The sequence below is a fragment of the Janthinobacterium sp. LPB2021202312-11-4 genome, assembly GCF_037049705.1.
In the GTDB taxonomy this organism is placed as follows: domain Bacteria; phylum Pseudomonadota; class Gammaproteobacteria; order Pseudomonadales; family Pseudomonadaceae; genus Aquipseudomonas.
On record NZ_JBAGKV010000034.1, the window covers coordinates 1 to 18,656 of the forward strand.

General features: G+C 60.0%; 19 protein-coding genes and 1 pseudogene. 8 read left to right on the forward strand and 12 right to left on the reverse strand.

All coding sequences use genetic code 11. The features are described from left to right. The 5 genes from V5E99_RS26340 to V5E99_RS26360 form a co-directional block, all read left to right on the forward strand. A partial coding sequence (locus V5E99_RS26340; protein ID WP_499805224.1) for a hypothetical protein occupies window positions 1-342 on the forward strand: 342 nt, incomplete at its 5' end. A 48-nt stretch (window positions 343-390) separates the two neighbouring features. After that, a complete protein-coding gene (locus V5E99_RS26345; protein WP_499805225.1) occupies window positions 391-813 on the forward strand; it encodes a hypothetical protein in 423 nt (140 codons plus the stop codon). Next, on the forward strand, window positions 810-2,537 hold the full coding sequence (locus V5E99_RS26350) for a tetratricopeptide repeat protein (protein ID WP_499805227.1): 1,728 nt from the start codon (window positions 810-812) through the stop codon (window positions 2,535-2,537). Before V5E99_RS26345 ends, V5E99_RS26350 begins: the two co-directional genes overlap by 4 nt. Continuing rightward, the gene (locus tag V5E99_RS26355; protein ID WP_499805228.1) at window positions 2,534-3,133 is read left to right on the forward strand and encodes a lysozyme inhibitor LprI family protein; all 600 of its coding nucleotides are present in this window, start codon (window positions 2,534-2,536) and stop codon (window positions 3,131-3,133) included. The genes V5E99_RS26350 and V5E99_RS26355 overlap by 4 nt, the downstream gene beginning before the upstream one ends. A gap of 162 nt (window positions 3,134-3,295) precedes the next feature. Beyond that, window positions 3,296-3,679, forward strand: a complete 384-nt coding sequence (locus V5E99_RS26360) for a helicase (protein WP_499805230.1) — start codon at window positions 3,296-3,298, stop codon at window positions 3,677-3,679. 166 nt (window positions 3,680-3,845) lie between these two features. On the opposite strand, the gene V5E99_RS26365 is transcribed toward V5E99_RS26360, so the two are convergent. The 6 genes from V5E99_RS26365 to exbB form a co-directional block, all read right to left on the reverse strand. Next, window positions 3,846-5,246 carry an aminoacyl-tRNA deacylase and HDOD domain-containing protein gene (locus V5E99_RS26365; protein ID WP_499805231.1) on the reverse strand — a complete coding sequence of 467 codons (1,401 nt, stop codon included), beginning with the start codon at window positions 5,244-5,246 and terminating at the stop codon, window positions 3,846-3,848. A gap of 78 nt (window positions 5,247-5,324) precedes the next feature. Continuing rightward, window positions 5,325-7,400 (reverse strand): ATP-dependent DNA helicase RecG, encoded by a 2,076-nt coding sequence (gene recG, locus V5E99_RS26370; RefSeq protein ID WP_499805232.1) that lies wholly within the window; start codon window positions 7,398-7,400, stop codon window positions 5,325-5,327. Between the two features lie 9 nt (window positions 7,401-7,409). After that, window positions 7,410-8,339, reverse strand: a complete 930-nt coding sequence (locus V5E99_RS26375; RefSeq protein ID WP_499805234.1) for a hydrogen peroxide-inducible genes activator — start codon at window positions 8,337-8,339, stop codon at window positions 7,410-7,412. A gap of 234 nt (window positions 8,340-8,573) precedes the next feature. After that, window positions 8,574-9,323: an energy transducer TonB family protein gene (locus tag V5E99_RS26380; RefSeq protein ID WP_499805236.1), complete on the reverse strand. Its 750-nt coding sequence runs from the start codon at window positions 9,321-9,323 to the stop codon at window positions 8,574-8,576. Then, entirely contained in the window at window positions 9,320-9,745 is a 426-nt protein-coding gene (gene exbD, locus V5E99_RS26385; protein ID WP_475265151.1) for a TonB system transport protein ExbD, read from the reverse strand. The genes V5E99_RS26380 and exbD overlap by 4 nt, the downstream gene beginning before the upstream one ends. Window positions 9,746-9,751: 6 nt before the next feature. Then, window positions 9,752-10,723, reverse strand: a complete 972-nt coding sequence (gene exbB, locus V5E99_RS26390) for a tonB-system energizer ExbB (protein ID WP_499805237.1) — start codon at window positions 10,721-10,723, stop codon at window positions 9,752-9,754. A gap of 189 nt (window positions 10,724-10,912) precedes the next feature. Between exbB and V5E99_RS26395 the strand changes: the two genes are divergently transcribed. Next, complete coding sequence (locus V5E99_RS26395; protein ID WP_499805239.1) at window positions 10,913-11,770, forward strand: SDR family oxidoreductase; 858 nt, start codon at window positions 10,913-10,915, stop codon at window positions 11,768-11,770. Window positions 11,771-11,857: 87 nt separating this feature from the next. Here V5E99_RS26395 and V5E99_RS26400 read toward each other — a convergent pair whose 3' ends face one another. From V5E99_RS26400 to V5E99_RS26425, 6 genes and pseudogenes are all read right to left on the reverse strand, one after another. Then, window positions 11,858-12,598, reverse strand: a complete 741-nt coding sequence (locus V5E99_RS26400) for a hypothetical protein (protein ID WP_499805240.1) — start codon at window positions 12,596-12,598, stop codon at window positions 11,858-11,860. Window positions 12,599-12,653: 55 nt separating this feature from the next. Then, entirely contained in the window at window positions 12,654-13,034 is a 381-nt protein-coding gene (locus V5E99_RS26405; RefSeq protein ID WP_003229509.1) for a RidA family protein, read from the reverse strand. A gap of 24 nt (window positions 13,035-13,058) precedes the next feature. After that, window positions 13,059-15,164: a bifunctional GTP diphosphokinase/guanosine-3',5'-bis pyrophosphate 3'-pyrophosphohydrolase gene (gene spoT / locus V5E99_RS26410; protein ID WP_499805243.1), complete on the reverse strand. Its 2,106-nt coding sequence runs from the start codon at window positions 15,162-15,164 to the stop codon at window positions 13,059-13,061. 129 nt (window positions 15,165-15,293) lie between these two features. Continuing rightward, window positions 15,294-15,485, reverse strand: a pseudogene (gene rpoZ, locus V5E99_RS26415) (DNA-directed RNA polymerase subunit omega); the annotation flags it as partial. A 167-nt stretch (window positions 15,486-15,652) separates the two neighbouring features. Then, window positions 15,653-16,273, reverse strand: coding sequence for a guanylate kinase (gene gmk / locus V5E99_RS26420; RefSeq protein WP_499805244.1), 621 nt, complete (start codon window positions 16,271-16,273; stop codon window positions 15,653-15,655). Between the two features lie 12 nt (window positions 16,274-16,285). Next, window positions 16,286-17,137 carry a YicC/YloC family endoribonuclease gene (locus V5E99_RS26425; protein WP_499805246.1) on the reverse strand — a complete coding sequence of 284 codons (852 nt, stop codon included), beginning with the start codon at window positions 17,135-17,137 and terminating at the stop codon, window positions 16,286-16,288. Between the two features lie 281 nt (window positions 17,138-17,418). Here V5E99_RS26425 and rph point away from each other — a divergent pair, with 281 nt between their 5' ends. Continuing rightward, window positions 17,419-18,141, forward strand: coding sequence for a ribonuclease PH (gene rph / locus V5E99_RS26430; RefSeq protein ID WP_499805248.1), 723 nt, complete (start codon window positions 17,419-17,421; stop codon window positions 18,139-18,141). Between the two features lie 28 nt (window positions 18,142-18,169). Next, window positions 18,170-18,538 (forward strand): DUF4870 domain-containing protein, encoded by a 369-nt coding sequence (locus V5E99_RS26435; RefSeq protein ID WP_499805249.1) that lies wholly within the window; start codon window positions 18,170-18,172, stop codon window positions 18,536-18,538. The last annotated feature ends 118 nt before the right edge of the window (window positions 18,539-18,656 follow it).

The window sequence follows — 18,656 nt, forward strand, 5'->3', positions numbered from 1 at the left end:
CTAAAGCGCGAACTTAAGCGGGTTTCCCAATTGACCATGGACGGCGCAAGCACACCGATGGTGGTCACTCTTGTAAGTGCGATGGGTTGCCTCAAAGGGACAAAGGGCAGTCTGGTCGCCATTGGTGGCCATTCTGGTTGTGACGTTTGCAAGCAATGGTTTGGCTATTACTCAACGGCCGGCGAATTGGAGATGTTTACCTATGGCGATTCTTACCAGTCGTTTGGCGCGAAGGGCTCTAAAGGCTCATCTGAAGCGTTGATCAAAGCCTACGGCGTGACCGCGAAAGATCTTCGCGGGGAAAGCCCGGAGATAAAAAAGATTACTTATGGGCCGCCTTGATCTGGCTGGGCGCTAGGGTATGGGTTAGTCAAAACAAGGGAGTTGTCTTTGAAAAAGTTATTGATGCTGATGTTGCTGGCCCTCCCCGCATTCGCTCACAGCGAAGTGGAAACGGAAATTGACTGTTTTCAATCTCTGGAGGGTAAAAACATAAAGCTTGAGTTCAGGATCTACCGTGATGAAGCCGCGAAGTGGAGCGGGGCGGGGGCCAAGTATGGGGCGTCCAAAGAGTCGATCCCGCTGGTGTTCAAAAGTACCGAGCAAGAAGAAATGGCCGAGGGCCGGCCTTTTCAATTCACCACCACCTGGGTCGAAGTCGTGGGCGGCGCCGTCACCGGTGAATACGTCATGGTGCGCCAGGGTGCGTTGATTTACGGCATGTCCTACACCAATGCCAAAACCAAGAAACGGTTTGAGTTTGATCATCACCCGTTGACTGAGTCTTCTGCCGAGAAGGGGTGTCAGTGGTGAAGCTGTTTACCTTGAAGATTTCAATGTTCTTGATGGCGCTATTGAGCTTTGGCGCGAGTGCTGCTGAGTCGGTTTTCCCCCACGCAACGATCTGTGGGTATTACGGCAAGGCGACCGGCAGTTGTTCAGTGGCCCTGGATGAAGAGGGCTATGTTTTAGATGCCAGCTCAGGAAAGCGACTGTTCGACGACGCGGAATATACCGGCGCGATGTTTACCAACGCGCTGTATCGATCCGGCAATCAGTACATTCTGGACAGTGAGAATTACTCTTCCGCTAAATCTCGCCGTTGGGTGGTCTTCAGTTATGACGGCAAAGAAGTCGTCCTGAACCATCTCTATATTTTTTCCCAGAATATCTCGATGCAAGTGGGCCCTTACTGGCATGGCTATGACTGCCGTCCGGTCAGTGCGAAGTTGGGCGCGCATACGGGGAAGTCACTCTTGGAGTCGGCAGCCGATACCCTTTGCAAGGACGCTGAAGCAAACGTGGTAACGGTTGTTGAACCAGCTCCGGCCTCTTCGGCCGCCGCTTCGCTGGCGGTCAGTGTGCCGGTGTACAGCGACGGGCAACGCAATGGCGCGGCAACTTATGTGTTCGAGGGGACGGACGCGCCTGAGCTTTTGAAGTTGGCGTGTGATTCCGGCTGCGCGCTGCCCTTGAAAGAAACGGCTTCGCAAAGTACGGGCAAGGTCGCGCAACCAAGTTCCGGTGCCAATCCGCCAACGGTGATCAAACAGCAACAGGCCAGTTTATTGGGTGACGCATCCCGTCAAAACGTGTCTGTGCTGTCCGGTGACGCCGGCGCAGACTACCGCCGCCTGCAGATCACACCTGAACACGGCACCGGCAACGACATCTTGCTGGATACGGCCAAGGCATTGCCGTTGATCAAGAGCCAATACTCGTCGGCCATGAGCGATATCTTCAGCGTCCACATCATCAGCAACCCGGCAGGCGTGCTGAAGGTCATCGATCCGCAAAGTGACACCGTGTCGGTCAAGCAGCCTTCTGCCGAAGCCGGGAGCGCCCTTGTACTGGCCAGTAGCGAAGAAGATAACGCCGTTTATAACTTCAACCTGGTGTTTCGCTACAACAAAAGCTCCAGGCAGTTCGAGCTGAAACATGTATTGCAAGTGGTCAACAACGAATCCTGCGATCACTCGCTTGTCAGTGTTCAAGAAGTACCCAAAAGCCTGATCGGTGAAATGTCCTTGGCGTCTTTCGATGGTCGCAAGATGTTTGAGCAGTTGTCTGACTTGCGCATTAAAGCTGCCGGCGATTACAAAAAATTGATGATGACGGACGTCGCGGAACAGCTCGACAAGGCGTTGGCGCTATATCGAAAAGGGCAGACCGAGGCCGTCGCGGAGTTGATGGGAAGCTTCCTGATGTACAACAGCGCAGGCCAATGCGATCCACACGGCTACATCGCTTCAAAGTACGACTTCCCTCAGTTAGCCGGCTGGTCTAACGACTTGGGTTTTCTATTCGGTGAGACTGGTTATTACGAAGAATCTGTCGAATTGCTGGACGCGGTAATTGCCCGAAATCCCACCCGCACCGTGGCCTATCTGAACCTCGCCGACAGTTACTGGGGCCTGAAGAATAAAGCGTTGGCGGCGCAGGCTTACAAACAGTACGCCTCGTTGATGACCGACGCGGGCAAGGCGTCGAAGATTCCTGCGCGAGTGGCTGAGCGTAGCAGTGGAGTGGTGGAATGAACGGATGCAAGAGGGTGTTTCTGAATTTCGCAGGCGTGGTCCTGGCGGCGTCCATGTCTCCGGTTTTCGCCCAGTCCAACTGCAATCGTGACAGTTTCGAAACACCTGATTGGCTGGTGTGCAGCCAGCAAACCTTCGATTCTCTCGACGCGGCATTGAACGATCAATACAAAAAAGCGCTGGCCAGCTTGACCCCTGGCAACAGGAAGTTGTTGGTTGATGTGCAGCGCAGTTGGGTGAAGTTCAAGGAAGAATACTGCGAGACGCTTTATCAAAAGGCTGAGGCTGGTGAGGAGGCGGCACTCAAAAAGTGGTCCTGTCTGCTGCACACCACTAATGGCCGGCTGAGCGAATTGATGTATTTGCAGACAGGTATGACCAATGATGGTTTCTACAACGCGACGCTGGCGATGGTGGGTAAAGACAACGCCATGACGAGGGAGGCGGCGGCGCAGCGGTTGGGAGGCGAGGCGTTGGTTGACCCGGTTTGGCAGCACTACGTGGCTGGCCATTGTGAGATGGCTTTCGGCCTGTTCCGAGAAGACCTGGATCTCTGCGGGCAGCGGATGCGTTTTCAGTTGCCTATCAATCGTTGATCTTGGGCGGTGGAGGCGTTTGTATCGTCAGTTGAAACGTGACTTGGCAGTCATTGGCGCCAAAAACTGCACCATCTTCTGTAAACACAAGCCAATAGTGTCGTTATCGTCTGAAGCCGCTACACTCCGCCAGCCGTTCATTTTCCTTTTGAGGCTGTGCGCATGAAATTTCGTTTTCTTCTGTGGATGCTGGGTTTGTTGATGGGTAAGGCCAGTCGGACTAATCCTGCGTTTCAACAGCAGTTGGGTGACAAGGAATTGGTGTTTCAACTACAGACCCTGGACGGGAAAGTGGCGCGGCATTTCTTTGTGAAGAACCAGCGCATCACCAGTAAGTCCGGTGTGTACGCCGAGCCGGCGTTTGCGATTGCTTTTAAAGATGCGGCGTATGGCTTTGCCACGATGCAGGCGAAGAACAAGCAGTTGGCGTTTATGACGGGGATTCAGGACAAGTCGATTCAGATCAAGGGCAACCCGGCGCTGGTGATCTGGTTTCAGGGGTTGACCAAGTATTTGAAGCCGAGGAAGGCCAAGCCTAAGGCTTGAGTTCGGTGTTGGGGCTGTGACGCGGAGCGTCACGGGATGCGTTACCACGCGGAGCGTGGGAACGATCGGGGTCTGTCAGGTAGACACCGTTGTATTCATCGCGGGCAAGCCTTGCTCCTACAGGGACCGCATAATCCCGTAGGAGCGAGGCTTGCCCGCGAAGCTTTCAGGCCTGGCTAAACTGCGAAGCCAGTTCGCGCAGCAGCACTTCGGCTTCAAGCACTTTGCTGACCACATCATTGGCTTTGTCACGAGTCAGCCCCACCCGCTCCAGCAACGCATCCGGGATGTCTTCATCCGGCCCGGAGCCAATTCCGCGGCTTCGCAGCAAACGCACCGCCAGGCACACAAGATTCGGGTACTCGGCATACGCGCCGTCATAGCTCGGATCGTGCTGGAAGCGCAGCGCCGTGGCGAGTTCGTCCGGCATGTCCCAATAACGCATCAGCCATGAGCCGATCTGTTCGCGGCTGATGCCGAGCAGGTGTTGCTCGACGTAGCTGTGGCACAGGTGCGGGTTGACCTCCAGGTGGCGGCAGATCAGCGAGAAGTGCGGCGGGAAGACGTGGGCCAGCAGCAGATAGCCGAAGTTGTGCAGCAGGCCGGCCAGGTAGGTCAGGCCGGCTTCCGGGCGCTGGGCGCGGGGCATGGCGCGGGTCAGGCCTTCGATGACGGCGGCGGTGTAGATCGATTGCTGCCAGTACGGCGTGGTGTGTTGCGGGTGGTCTTTGGGCAGGCTCAGGGTCTTGCCGAGGGCCAGGCCCAGGGCCAGGTTGATCACCAGATCAAAGCCCAGCACCCGGACGATCGCGTCTTCCACCGAACGAATCTTGCCCGGCGAGGCGTAGTACGGCGACGCCGCCCAGCTCACCACTTGGGCGGCCAGGGCCGGGTCGGTTTCGACGACGCCGGTGATGTCGTCGATGGTGGCGTTCGGGTCCACGCGCAGTTTGATGATTTTCTGCGCGGTTTCGGCCAGCGGCGGAATCTCAATGGTCGCTTCCAGGCGTTGCTGGATGCGCCGCGCGGTGAACGCCTGGACGGCCTGGGTGATTTCCTCGCGGTCATCGTCCGGGCGGTCGAGGTTCGGGCGGATGCTGGTCAGGGCTTCGCCGAAGTTGGCGGCGCTGGCCTTGGTCAGCATGGTCTTGAAGTCTTCGCTGGTGATTTCCAGCAGCACATTCGGCTCGCCCGAGTTGATCAGCAACTTCGGTTCGCGCAGCAGGCTTTCTTCGTACAGGCACGGCGAGCTGGTCAGCGCCGGCAGGCCGGGCAACAGGCTCAGGTTGTGTTTGCCGAGCATTTTCACCAGGCGCTCGGTCGACACGGCCGTCAGTCGGCGGCCGGTGAGTTCGGCGAGGCGATTGAGGTCCAGCAACTGGCTCTGCGGGAACAGCACCATCAGCGCACCCACGGCGTCATCCAGCAAAACGGCCTGCACTTTGCGCGCGGCGTTCAGGCCGTGATGGTCGAGGACTTCTTCGTAGGCGATGCCCAGTTTGGCGAGCAGCAGCCGAATAACAGACGGAGCGTGCGGGGTTTCGGGGACGAGGGCAGCTTCAGTCATGGTCTGTATCCGTATTCAAACAATTGCAGGAGTATAACCAGCTTGTTTAAAGGCAGGGTCCGGAAACTGCGACGGTGCTCACACTTGGCCGTATTGCTGCCCGTGACGCAGCCAGCGGTCGAGCAACGGGCTGACGTGATCCGGCCAGCGCTCCAGCAAGGCTTGGGCGGCGTCGCGCACGGCGGGCAACAGGTCGGCGTCGCGCATCAGGTCGGCAACCTTGAATTGCAGCAGACCGGTCTGGCGGGTGCCGAGCATTTCGCCGGGGCCGCGCAGTTCGAGGTCTTTTTCGGCGATGACAAAACCGTCGTTGGTTTCGCGCATGATGCCCAGGCGCTGACGGCCGATCTGTGACAGCGGCGGATGGTAGAGCAGCACGCAGTGACTGGCGGCGCTGCCTCGACCAACGCGACCGCGCAACTGGTGCAGTTGCGCGAGGCCGAGGCGTTCGGGGTTTTCGATGATCATCAGGCTGGCGTTGGGCACGTCCACGCCGACTTCGATCACCGTGGTGGCGACCAGCAGTTGCAGGTTGCCAGCCTTGAACTCGGCCATGACCGCAGCTTTCTCGGCAGGCTTCATGCGCCCGTGGATCAGCCCGACCTTCAACTCGCCGAGGGCGGCGGTGAGGTCTTCATAGGTGGTTTCGGCGGCCTGACAGGTCAGCTCTTCCGACTCTTCGATCAGCGTGCACACCCAATACGCCTGCCGCCCTTCGGCACAGGCACCGCGCACCCGTTCGATCACTTCAACGCGGCGTGTATCGGTGACCAATACAGTGTTGACCGGGGTTCGGCCGGGGGGCAGTTCGTCGAGGATCGAGGTGTCGAGGTCGGCGTAGGCGCTCATGGCCAGCGTCCGTGGAATCGGCGTGGCGGTCATGATCAGTTGATGCGGGCACATCCGTCCGCCAACGCCTTTCTGCCGCAGGGCCAGACGCTGCTGGACGCCGAAGCGGTGCTGTTCGTCGATGATCGCCAGCGCCAGGTTCTTGAACTTCACTTCTTCCTGGAACAGCGCGTGGGTGCCGACCACCATCGGTGCACCGTTGGCGATCTGCTCCAGGGCGGCCACGCGGTTCTTGCCCTTGAGCTTGCCGGCCAGCCACGCGACTTCGATGCCCAGTGGTTCGAGCCAGCGCTTGAAGGTGATGAAGTGCTGTTCGGCAAGGATCTCGGTGGGCGCCATCAGCGCGACTTGATAGCCGGCCTCCAACGCCTGCAACGCGGCGAGGGCGGCGACCACGGTTTTACCGGCGCCAACGTCGCCCTGGATCAGCCGCAGCATCGGTTCGTGCTGACTGAGGTCGTAGGCGATTTCGTTGCCGACCCGTTGCTGGGCGCCGGTCGGCGTGAAGCCGAGGTTAGCCAGGTACTTGGCCGGCAGCTTGGTGGCTTTGGGCATCGCCGGCGCGCGCAGGGAACGCATGCTTTCGCGCAGGCGCTGCTGGGACAGTTGATGGGTCAGCAGTTCTTCAAACGCCAAGCGGTGTTGGGCCCAGTGGTGACCGAGGGCGAGTTCATCGACGTCGGCATCAGCGGGCGGGTGATGCAGGTAGCGGATCGCATCGGCCAGCGGCGCCAGTTGATAGTCCCGGGCCAGTTCGGTGGGGAGCCAGTCGGGCAGGCTGCTGGGGCCGAGCAAGGTCAGGGTTTGCATGCACAGTTGGCGCAGACGCTGTTGGGTCAGGCCTTCGGTGAGCGGGTAAACCGGCGTCAGGGTTTCATCCACGGGCGGCGGTTCGTCGCCGGTGATGGCGCGGTATTCCGGGTGGTAGATCTCCAGCCCCGACGCGCCGGGCCGCGCTTCGCCGTAGCAGCGAATCCGAGTGCCACGCTTGAGGCCTTCTTTCTGCGCATTGCTGAAATGGTAAAAGCGCAGGCTCAGGCCGCCGGTACCGTCCTGGATTCGCACCACGAGGCTGCGGCGACGGCCCATGACCACATCGGCGCCGCTGACGGTGCCTTCGATCACGGCGTCTTGCCCGGGTCGCAAATGGCCGATCGGGACCACGCGGGTGCGGTCCTGATAACGCAACGGCAGGTGAAACAGCACGTCCTGGAGATTCTCCAGGCCGACCTTGGCCAATTTCTCGGCCATGGCTTCACCGACACCTTTGAGTGCCGTCACCGACACTTGCGACAACTCGGTCATGGCAGCGACTTAACCCGCAACCACCGGCGCAGCGGGCTTGGCCACCGAGCACAGGCGAATGGAGTCGGCGAGGATTTCAATCGCCTTCGGCCGTGGGAAGCTTGCGCGCCAGGCGATGGCCACGGTGCGGAACGGCACGGGCGGCGTCAGTGGGCGCACGGCGATCACGCCGGGGGCGTAGTGATGGCTATCGACCGCCGAGAGCGGCAGGATCGAGATGCCCAGGCCGGAAGCAACCATGTGACGGATGGTTTCCAGGGAGCTGGATTCCACGGTGGTGTGTTTGGCGCCGTCGTTGCCTTTGGCCAGGGTCGGGCAGGCTTCCAGGACTTGATCGCGGAAGCAGTGGCCTTCGCCGAGCAGCAGCAGGCTCTTGTCGTTGAGCAGGCTGGCGTCGATGGTTTCTTTCTGGGTCCACGGGTGCTGGGCCGGCATCAGGACGTAGAACGGCTCGTCGTAGAGTTGCAGGGTCAGCACGTCGGCTTCGTTGAACGGCAGGGCGATGATGATCGCGTCGAGCTCGCCGTTGCGCAGTTTGTCGCGCAGCACGTGGGTGAAGTTTTCTTCGATGTACAACGGCATCTGCGGGGCGACCCGGTGCAGTTGCGGAATCAGGTGCGGAAACAGATACGGGCCGACGGTGTAGATCGCGCCGACTTTCAGCGGGGCGGTCAGCTGGTTCTTGCCGGCCTGGGCCAGTTCGCGGATGCCTTGGGCCTGTTCCAGGACTTTTTGCGCCTGGGCCACGATGCCTTCGCCGACCGGGGTCAGGCGCACGGCGCTCTTGCTGCGCTCGAAAATCAGCACACCGAGTTCGTCTTCAAGCTTTTTCACGCCTACCGACAGGGTCGGCTGGCTGACGTGGCAACGCTCGGCCGCGTGGCCGAAGTGCTGCTCTTGGGCGAGGGTAACGATGTAGCGTAATTCTGTAAGAGTCATAGCGAGCGTCCATGAAGTTGCGGGCCAAGCATACCGGCTGCAATCGATAGACGCACGTTATCAGACTGAGTGTGCTGAGTGACACAGGGCAATGTAGGTTTGCCGCTGGTGGATAGGTAAAAGGCACCTTTCGGGTAGCTTTGCAAAAAAGATCGCAGCCTTCGGCAGCTCCTACATGGGATTGTGTACACCCTGTAGGAGCTGCCGAAGGCTGCGATCTTTTGATTTGCTGGTTTAGCGTCGGCGTTTTTCCAGCGAGTAAACAAACGGAGCCACAATTTCGATGGAGCCGTTGTTCAGCATGTCGGCCGGTGGCTTGGGCAGTGGTTGGGCGCGTTTGATCATTTCCAGGGTGGCCCGGTCCAGATCAGCGTTACCAGAGCCGCTCACCAGTTCAAACGACAACACATTACCTTCGGCATCGACCACGAAACGCAGGCGGTTCAGCCCTTCCTTGTTCCGCGCCTGGGCGCTGGCCGGGTACTTTTTATACTTGGCCAAGTGCGCCAGCAACGTACCTTGCCAACTGGCCTTGGCGGCCTGCTGGGCGGGCGACGGGCCTGGCGCCGGTTGGGCGGATTTCTCGGTCGGTGCCTGAGTCGGTTGTGCGTCGCTCGGTTTTTCCTCGGACGGTTTCTCCTTCGGCGGCTCCGGCTTTTTCTCCACAGGCTTGGGCGGTTGCGGCTTGGGCTTGGGTTTCACCTGCTTGGGCACGGTAATCTCGGCCTTCGGCACTTCAGCCAGCTTCGGAATCGGCAGCTCTTCCACCGGGGCCGGTGGTTGCGGCGGCGTGATGACCTTAGGCGGCGCGGGTGGTGGCGGAGCCGGAACCGGCGCCAATTCGACCATCATCGCCTGCGGCGGCAGCTCGATCGGCGGGTGTGCCGTCCAGTTCACCGCCAACGCAATGGCCAGCGCATGGACGCCCAGCACCACGGCCAGGCTCCCGCTGTAACGCGTCAGCTTATGGCGCGTCGTGATCATTTCTTGACGGTCTCGAGTCCGACCAGGCCCACCTTCAGGTAACCGGCGGAGCGCAGGTTGTCCATCACGCTCATCAGGTCGCCATAGTCCACGCCTTTATCGGCCTGGAAGAAGATCGTTGTGTCTTTCTTGCCCTTGGTCCTGGCGTCGAGTGTGGCGCCGAGTGCTTCGGCTTTCACTTCGTCTTCGCCGAGGAACAGGCGTTGGTCAGCTTTTACGCTGAGGAACACCGGTTTCTCCGGCCGTGGCGCCGGTTTGGCGCTGGAGGCGGGCAGGTCGACCTTGATGTCCACGGTAGCCAGCGGCGCGGCCACCATGAAGATGATCAACAGCACCAGCATCACGTCGATAAACGGCGTGACGTTGATTTCGTGGTTCTCGGCCAGATCGTCGTCTGCGCCTTCTTTCAAATGCAAGCCCATGGCTGATTACCCTACTTTGACCACGTGGGGTTGCGCAGAGCGCTCGGCGGTCGGCAGGTGATCGAGGTCACGGCTGACCAGCAGCAGGACTTCAGCCGAAGCATCGGACACTTGTGCCTTGTAACCGGCGATGGAGCGGGCGAAGACGTTGTAGATCACAACGGCTGGAATCGCCGCCACCAGACCCAGCGCGGTAGCCAGCAAGGCTTCGGCGATGCCGGGTGCCACGACGGCGAGGTTGGTGGTCTGGGTTTTGGCGATGCCGATGAAGCTGTTCATGATGCCCCACACGGTGCCGAACAGACCCACGAACGGCGCGGTGGAGCCGATGGTAGCGAGTACGCCGGTGCCGCTGCTCATGTTGCGACCGCAGGCCGCAACCAGGCGCTCCAGACGGAAGGCAACACGTTCCTTGATGCCTTCTTTCTCGCGGCTGTTGGCCGACAGGCGCATTTCTTCCAGGGCGTCGTGGACCAGCAGATGGGCAAGGGTGCCTTGCTTGGTCGCGGTGGCGCTGGCTTCTTTAAGAGTGGTGGCTTTCTTGAGGTGGACGATTTCGGTCCGCAGACGACGCTTGGCGCCAATCAGCTCGAAGCCCTTGGCGATCCAGATGGTCCAGGTGATGATCGAGGCGATGGCCAGGCCGATCATGACGATTTTCACGATAATATCGGCGTTCTGGTACATGCCCCATGGCGACAGGTCATGGGCCATGCCTAGGGTGTTGTCGGGCTCGAGGACTTCAGGTGCGTCTTCGGCGCTGGCGTCCACGGCCTGCGCCGGGTCGGTTGCGGCCGGTGCAACTACCGGAGCAGCGTGATCAGTAGCCGGAGCCGTCGCGGCGGCCGGAGTGGCTGGCGCTTGTGCATCAGCGAACGCGGCGGTTGGCGCCAGCATCAAACTGAGCAGCAGGGCGGCCACAGCGCTCCAGGCGCGAGGTCGTTTGGTTGGCGAAGCGGGGAATTGATTGCGTGTCATGCTGGCCGGACCTGAGAGAAAAATGCGGTAAATGTTCTTCCAGGCCTCGTAGGGCCGAGAACAAAAGTGGCGTGCATTATTGCAATTAATTCTTGTTAACAAAAGGAATGGCTTCTATTTTTTTCTCCCATTGCTAGCCGCTCGTCCTTTGTCGGCGCTAGTCTGTACCTTTCCCGAGGGAGTTTTCTGATGTCCGCGCCTTCTGTTTTGATTGCCGGTTGTGGTGATGTCGGCAGTCGTCTGGCCACGCAATTGTTGGATTTTGGGTGGGAGGTTCACGGCTTGCGGCGTGACATCTCGCGCCTGCCAAAAGGGGTGATTGGCGTTGCCGGTGACTTGTTCAATAAAGAGTGTCCAGAGACTTGGCCAATCGGCGCGGTGGATTACCTGGTGTATTGCGCGGCGGCGACCGATCACGATGAGGCCGGGTACCGTGCCGCTTATGTTCAGGGCTTGCAGTACGTGCTTGAGTGGCTGAACGACTACGGCCAGGTACCTAAACGTCTATTGTTCGTTTCCAGCAGCAGTGTGTACGGCCAACAAGAAGGTGAGTGGGTCGATGAGACGTCGCCGACCATCGCCGGTAGCGGGTATTCCGGTCGATTGATGCTAGAGGCCGAGCAAGTCGCGCTGAATAGCGGCATCCCGGCGAGTATCGTGCGCTTGACCGGCATTTACGGTCCGGGCCGCGAATGGCTGCTGACTCAAGTTCGTCGTGGTTATCGCGTGGCTGTCGATCCGCCGCTGTATGGCAACCGCATTCATGCCGATGATGCCGCCGGGTTGATGGCGTATCTGCTCGACGCGGATCACCGAGACGTGGCGCTGGATGACATCTACATCGGCGTCGACGATGCGCCAGCGCCGCTGGCCGAAGTGGTGGGCTGGTTGCGTGAGTACTTGGGCGTGACCGAATGGGCCGATGACGCGAGCGTGCGTCGGGCGGGCAGCAAGCGTTGCAGCAATGCCCGGGCGAAGGCGTTGGGCTGGGTGCCGAAGTATCCGAGTTATCGCGAAGGGTATGCGGCGATTCTTGAAGGCCGCTGAAAATCAAAAGATCGCAGCCTTCGGCAGCGCCTACGGGTTTACACATAACCTGTAGGCGCTGCCGATGGCTGCGATCTTTTCAAACGGTTACTGCTTTTCGAGCAACCACTGCCGCTGGCCCGGCGTAAACGAAGGCATCTCGTCTGCCTGTGCCGTGTTCACAGCCTGGAAGATTTCCAGCTCTTTACCCTTGCGCGCAAAGATCCAGGTATTGCCCTGGCCGTTCTGTTGCAACCACATGTTGTCGTTGCCGCCGCTCATCGACGCGCAATCGCCCGCCAGGCACAGGGCATAACGATCCGCACCCGGCAGGCCGGCCACTTGGCCATCCGCCTGGAATTGCACGGTGCTGCCTTCGCCCTGACCGTTGACGATTGTCCAGCTGCCGCCCATGTAGGCGGAATACAACGCCCGCTCGAAACTGGCACCAATCGGCGCGCCTTCCGGCACCGGGATCAGCGCGCGGTCGAAGACTTGTGCCGGTTCGTTGTCGTTCGCGACCTGGCTCAATTGCTTGCCGTCACGTCGCAACTCGCTGGCGGAGCTGCCATAGAAGTCGACTTTCCAGGCGCCGGACTCATCAGCCAGCAGCTTGCCTTCGACGTTCTCAAAGCCGTTGGTGTAGCGGGCCTGGCCGGCCTTGGTGTTGACGTCCCATTCCAGGTTCGGACCGTAAGCCTGGAGCGCTTCACGCAGGGGGCCGCCCTTGGAGGCAGCATCGATGGCCACCTGGTTGATCCAGGTGCCGCTGATGTCGCGGTCGGCAGGATTGCTGGCGCAGCCGCCGAGGAAAACGGCGAGCAAGGAGAGGGCAAGCGCTTGGCGCATGGTGGAATCCTTTCAAAGCGAAGTCGGCGCAACCCGAAAGGCTGCGCCGGGTGTATTACTCGATGACCAGAATGGCGTCCATTTCTACCTGCGAACCCTTTGGCAGGGCGGCTACGCCGATGGCGGCGCGGGCAGGGTAGGGTTGGTCAAAGTACTTGCCCATGATCTCGTTGACCTTGGCGAAGTGGCTCAGGTCGGTGAGGAAGATGTTCAGTTTGACGATGTCCTTGAACGAACCGCCGGCAGCTTCGGCCACGGCTTTCAGATTTTCGAACACCTGGACGGTCTGGGCTTCGAAGCCTTCGACCAGTTCCATGGTTTTTGGGTCCAGAGGAATTTGACCCGACATGTAAACGGTGTTGCCAGCCTTGATCGCCTGGGAATAAGTGCCGATGGCGGCCGGGGCTTTGTCGCTGGTGATAACAGTCTTGGTCATGAATGACTCCTGGTAATGGGTGGGCTACGCGCGCATGCGGGTGATGCGGATCACCCCGGTCAAGGCACGCAGTTTCTTGATCACGCGGGCCAGGTGCACGCGGTCGTGCACGCTGACCACCAGTTGGACCACGCTGATGCGACCATCGCGCTCGTCCATGCTGATTTTTTCGATATTGCCGTCGGCCGCGTTGACGCTGCTGGCCAGCAGGGCGATCAAGCCGCGCTGATGTTCCAGTTCGACGCGCAGCTCGACGTTGAATTCGCCGGTGACATCCTTGGCCCACGAGAGCTGGATGCATTTTTCCGGGTTGTGGCGGATTTCACTGATGTTGCGGCAGTTATCCAGGTGCACGACCATGCCTTTACCGGCAGACAGGTGCCCGACAATCGGGTCGCCCGGGATCGGCGTGCAGCATTTGGCGTAGCTCAGCACTAAACCTTCGGTGCCGCGAATTGCCAGCGGGCCTTCCGCGCTCGGCAGTTGTTCGCCTTCGCCCAGCAGGCGGCGGGCGACCACGTAGGCCATGCGGTTGCCCAAGCCGATGTCTTCGAGCAGGTCTTCGATCAGTTCCAGGCGATATTCGGTAAGCATCGCCTTGATGCGCTCGGCCGGGACTTTTTCCAGGGTGCTGTCGAAACCGTTTAGCACCTTGTTCAGCAGGCGTTCGCCAAGGCTGATGGATTCGGAACGGCGTTGCAGTTTCAGTGCATGGCGGATGTGGGTCCGCGCCTTGCCGGTGACCACGAAGTTGAGCCACGCCGGGTTCGGCCGTGCGCCCGGAGCGCTGACGATCTCGACCGTGGAGCCGCTTTGCAGCGGTTCGGACAGCGGCGCGAGACGACGATTGATCCGGCAGGCAATGCAGCTGTTGCCGACGTCGGTGTGCACCGCATAGGCAAAGTCGACCGCCGTGGAGCCTTTGGGCAGCTCCATGATCCGGCCTTTGGGCGTGAACACGTAGACCTCGTCCGGGAACAGGTCGATCTTCACGCTTTCGATGAATTCCAGCGAGTTGCCGGCCCGTTGCTGCATTTCCAGCACGCCTTTGACCCACTGGCGGGCGCGGGCATGAGTGCCTTTTGGCTGCTCGTCGCCGCTGGATTTGTACAGCCAATGGGCGGCGATGCCGTTGTTGGCCATCTCTTCCATTTCACGGGTGCGGATCTGGATCTCGATCGGTACGCCGTGCATGCCGAACAACGTGGTGTGCAGCGACTGATAGCCGTTGGCTTTGGGGATCGCGATGTAATCCTTGAAGCGCCCCGGCAACGGTTTGTACAAATTATGTACAGCACCCAGCGCGCGGTAGCAGGTATCGACCTTGTCGACGATGATCCGGAACGCGTAGACGTCCATGATCTCGTTGAAGGCCCGACGCTTGCCGCGCATCTTTTTGTAGATGCCGTAGAGGTGTTTCTGGCGGCCGCTGACTTCGCCCTGGATTTCATCAATCGCCAGGCAGTGGCTCAGGGACTCTTCGATCTTGTTGACGATTTCCTTGCGGTTGCCCCTGGCGCGCTTGACCGCCTGGTTGATACGCGCGGAACGCATCGGGTGCATGGCCTTGAAGCCGAGGTCTTCGAACTCTATGCGGATGGCGTGCATGCCCAGCCGGTTGGCGATGGGCGCATAGATTTCCAGGGTTTCCTTGGCGATGCGCCGGCGTTTTTCACCGGACAGCACTTCCAGCGTGCGCATGTTGTGCAGGCGGTCGGCGAGCTTGACCAGGATCACGCGAATGTCGCGCGCCATGGCCATGGCCATTTTCTGGAAGTTTTCGGCTTGGGCTTCGGCTTTGGTTTCGAAGTTCATCTGGGTCAGTTTGCTGACCCCGTCGACCAGTTCGGCCACGGTTTCGCCGAACTGCGCTTGCAGCGCTTCCTTGGCAATCCCGGTGTCTTCGATCACGTCATGCAGCATGGCCGCCATCAGGCTCTGATGGTCCATATGCATGTCGGCAAGAATATTCGCCACCGCAAGAGGATGGGTGACGTACGCCTCGCCACTGCGGCGGCGCTGGCCGTCGTGGGCTTGTTCGGCGTAGAAATACGCTCGGCGGACCAGGTTGACCTGGTCATTGCCGAGGTAGGTCGATAAGCGATCGGCGAGGGCGTCTATGCTCGGCATGATGACTCCTGCCGTTCGCTGTGATCCCGCGCCGTGCTACGTCGACCAGGCATAGGCTTAGACGGCCTCGTTGGACTCGTCCTCGAACGCTGCGAACAGCGGTTCGTCTTCAACGATTTCAGCATTGGCGATGAACTCATAGCTCATCAGGCCTTCAGCGATTTCACGCAGCGCTACAACGGTAGGCTTGTCGTTTTCCCACTGAACCAGTGGCTCTTTGCCGCCGGTGGCCAGTTGACGGGCACGTTTGGTGGACAGCATGACCAGCTCAAAACGGTTTTCCACGTGGTTCAGGCAGTCTTCAACGGTTACGCGGGCCATGGTATTCCTCGGAGCGAATGCAATATGCGCGCTGCCCGGTTGGGCGAGCGGACTCAACAGTTTAAAAAATCACCAGCGATTAGGGAAGCGCTGATTTTTTGACCAAGCCCTTCAACGCGCTGCAAGTGCCAATGTAAAGCCCTTGCAGCGGTTTTGGGAAGAGCTGTTTAGCCGAGCAATTCGGCCAAAAGTTTTCCGTTACGTTGCTGCTGGCGCTTCTGATGCAACTGATTGGCACGGAAAATCGCCTTCAGATCGTGCAGTGCGTGGGAGAAATCGTCGTTGATGATCAGGTAGTCGTAGTCGACGTAGTGGCTCATCTCGCTGACCGCCTCACGCATCCGGCCATCGATGATTTCGTCGCTGTCCTGGCCGCGATTGGTCAGGCGCTGGTGCAACGCTTCCAGGGACGGCGGCAGAATAAAGATCGAGCGGGCTTGCGGCATCAACTTGCGCACTTGTTCGGCGCCTTGCCAGTCGATTTCCAGGATCAGGTCGTGGCCCGCGTCCAGGGTCTGCTGCAGGTGGCTTTGCGAGGTGCCATAGAGATTGCCGAACACTTCGGCGCGCTCCAGGAAATCCCCATGCTCGCCCATCTTCACAAACGCTTCGCGGGAGACGAAGTGATAGTTCACGCCGTCCACCTCGCCGGGGCGCATGGCGCGGGTGGTGTGGGAGACCGAGACGCGAATCTCCGAGTCGGAGTCGGTCAGGGCCTTGACCAGGCTGCTCTTGCCCGCGCCGGATGGGGCGGAAATGATGTAAAGGGTGCCGGTGCTGTGGGTCATGTCGGGGTTGCCTTACTCAATATTCTGCACTTGTTCGCGCATTTGCTCGATCAACACCTTGAGGTTGACCGCCGCTGTGGTGCTGCGCGGGTCGAAGGCTTTGGAGCCCAGTGTGTTGGCTTCGCGGTTGAGCTCCTGCATCAGGAAGTCGAGGCGCCGCCCGGCCGCGCCGCCGGATTTGAGGACCCGGCGTACTTCGATGATGTGAGTGCTCAGGCGATCCAGTTCTTCGGCGACGTCGCTCTTTTGAGCGAGCATGACCATTTCCTGTTCCAGGCGTTGCGGGTCCATCTCGGCTTTCATGTCGGCAAAGCGGTCGAGGACTTTCTGGCGCTGGGTGGCGAGCATCTGCGGGACCAGTTCACGCAGGGTCACGACGTCTTCTTCAATGGACGTCAGACGCTCGTTGATCAGGCGTGCCAGCTCCGCGCCTTCGCGCTCGCGGCCGGCCTTCAGTTCTTTCAAGCCTTGGTTGAACAGCGCCAGTGCCTCGGCGTTCAAGGCTTGCGGGTCAGTCGCGTCGCCTACCAGCACGCCGGGCCAGGCCAGGACTTCCAATGGGTTCAGGGCGGCGGGGTTCTTGATCAGGCCAGCAATCGTTTCAGCGGCGGCGACCAGTTGCGCGGCGCGCTCGCGGTCGACTTGCAGCGGTTTGCCGGTACTTTCTTCGGTGAAGCGCAGGGTGCATTCCAGTTTGCCCCGGGACAAACCCTGGCGCAGGGCTTCGCGGACCGCGCCTTCGAGGTCGCGAAACGATTCCGGCAGGCGCAGGTGCGGCTCCAGGTAGCGGCTGTTGACCGAGCGCAGTTCCCAGCTCAGGGTGCCTTGGACGCCGGCTTTTTCGACGCGGGCGAAGGCGGTCATGCTGTGCACCATGGAGGTACCTCACAATGCAGGCCGGCGCGAAACCCTTGGGTTTCACGGACCCGATATCAATGAATTTAAGCCGACTGGCAGCAAGGCGCAGGATTGTAGCGCAGTGGGGCGGATGCGCCCAAACACACGGTGTGACAAAGGGCTGCAAGCCGTCGGGTAAAGGCTTTTCGCGCCCTTCAACCGTCGGCCGGATTTTTTAGACGTGCCCAGGCGCGGTCGGCGGCTCTATAATGCTCGGCAGTTTTCCGTCCTCCGTACAGGTATCCCCTATGAAACGTCCAAGTGGTCGCGCTGCCGATCAGCTCCGCTCGATCCGCATTACCCGCAACTACACCAAACACGCCGAGGGATCTGTACTGGTCGAGTTCGGTGACACCAAAGTCATCTGCACCGTCAGCGTCGAGAACGGTGTGCCACGTTTCCTCAAAGGTCAGGGTCAAGGCTGGTTGACTGCCGAATACGGCATGCTGCCGCGCGCCACTGGCGAGCGTAACCAGCGTGAAGCGAGTCGCGGCAAGCAAGGCGGCCGTACTCTGGAAATCCAGCGTCTGATCGGTCGTTCCCTGCGTGCTTCGCTGGACATGTCCAAGCTGGGCGACGTGACCCTGTACGTTGATTGCGACGTGATCCAGGCTGACGGCGGCACCCGCACCGCATCCATCACCGGCGCCATGGTTGCACTGGTCGATGCCTTGAAAGTGATCAAGAAGCGCGGCGGCCTGAAAGGCGGCGACCCGCTCAAGCAAATGATCGCGGCCGTTTCGGTCGGCATGTACCAGGGCGAGCCTGTACTTGACCTCGACTACCCGGAAGACTCGGCTGCCGAGACCGACCTGAATGTCGTCATGACCAGCACTGGCGGTTTCATCGAAGTCCAGGGTACCGCTGAAGGCGCACCGTTCCAGCCGGAAGAGCTGAACGCCATGCTGGAACTGGCCAAGAAAGGCATGAACGAGATTTTCGAACTGCAAAAAGCCGCACTGGCTGACTGATCGGACCGTTCCACACAAGGAGGACGCCATGAGTGATGAGCAACTGCCACTGCCCACGCCGAGCCAGGAGGTTCGTCAGTGGGCGATGTTTTGTCACTTGTCCGCCTTGTTGGGGATCTGGATTCCGTTCGGTACGTTGATCGGCCCGCTGATTCTCTGGCAGATGAAGCGCGAGAATGACCCGTTCATCGATGCGCAGGGTAAAGAGGCGCTGAATTTTCAGATCACCGTCGCCATTGCCGCGACCCTCTCATTCTTTTTGATGTTGGTGGTTATCGGGTTCTTCCTGCTTGGCCTGATCGCCATCGGTGGGTTGGTGCTGACGATCATCGCGGGTGTAAAAGCCAACGAAGGGGTGCCTTATCGGTATCCGTTCACCTGGCGGTTGATCAAATAAACCACGTCCCGTGGCTTGGCGGCGGATCAATAACCACCGCAGCCCTTGTAGGAGCGAGGCTTGCCCGCGAAGGCGATCTAACAGCCAGCATATGTGCTGGATGTGCCGACCTCTTCGC

Coding starts and splice junctions, on each gene's coding strand:
- V5E99_RS26355 (WP_499805228.1), top strand. CDS start 2,534: ATGAACGGATGCAAGAGGGTGTTTCTGAATTTCGCAGGCGTGGTCCTG.
- V5E99_RS26360 (WP_499805230.1), top strand. CDS start 3,296: ATGAAATTTCGTTTTCTTCTGTGGATGCTGGGTTTGTTGATGGGTAAG.
- V5E99_RS26365 (WP_499805231.1), bottom strand. CDS start 5,246: ATGACTGAAGCTGCCCTCGTCCCCGAAACCCCGCACGCTCCGTCTGTT.
- recG (WP_499805232.1), bottom strand. CDS start 7,400: ATGACCGAGTTGTCGCAAGTGTCGGTGACGGCACTCAAAGGTGTCGGT.
- V5E99_RS26375 (WP_499805234.1), bottom strand. CDS start 8,339: ATGACTCTTACAGAATTACGCTACATCGTTACCCTCGCCCAAGAGCAG.
- V5E99_RS26380 (WP_499805236.1), bottom strand. CDS start 9,323: ATGATCACGACGCGCCATAAGCTGACGCGTTACAGCGGGAGCCTGGCC.
- exbD (WP_475265151.1), bottom strand. CDS start 9,745: ATGGGCTTGCATTTGAAAGAAGGCGCAGACGACGATCTGGCCGAGAAC.
- exbB (WP_499805237.1), bottom strand. CDS start 10,723: ATGACACGCAATCAATTCCCCGCTTCGCCAACCAAACGACCTCGCGCC.
- V5E99_RS26395 (WP_499805239.1), top strand. CDS start 10,913: ATGTCCGCGCCTTCTGTTTTGATTGCCGGTTGTGGTGATGTCGGCAGT.
- V5E99_RS26400 (WP_499805240.1), bottom strand. CDS start 12,598: ATGCGCCAAGCGCTTGCCCTCTCCTTGCTCGCCGTTTTCCTCGGCGGC.
- V5E99_RS26405 (WP_003229509.1), bottom strand. CDS start 13,034: ATGACCAAGACTGTTATCACCAGCGACAAAGCCCCGGCCGCCATCGGC.
- spoT (WP_499805243.1), bottom strand. CDS start 15,164: ATGCCGAGCATAGACGCCCTCGCCGATCGCTTATCGACCTACCTCGGC.
- gmk (WP_499805244.1), bottom strand. CDS start 16,273: ATGACCCACAGCACCGGCACCCTTTACATCATTTCCGCCCCATCCGGC.
- V5E99_RS26425 (WP_499805246.1), bottom strand. CDS start 17,137: ATGACCGCCTTCGCCCGCGTCGAAAAAGCCGGCGTCCAAGGCACCCTG.
- rph (WP_499805248.1), top strand. CDS start 17,419: ATGAAACGTCCAAGTGGTCGCGCTGCCGATCAGCTCCGCTCGATCCGC.
- V5E99_RS26435 (WP_499805249.1), top strand. CDS start 18,170: ATGAGTGATGAGCAACTGCCACTGCCCACGCCGAGCCAGGAGGTTCGT.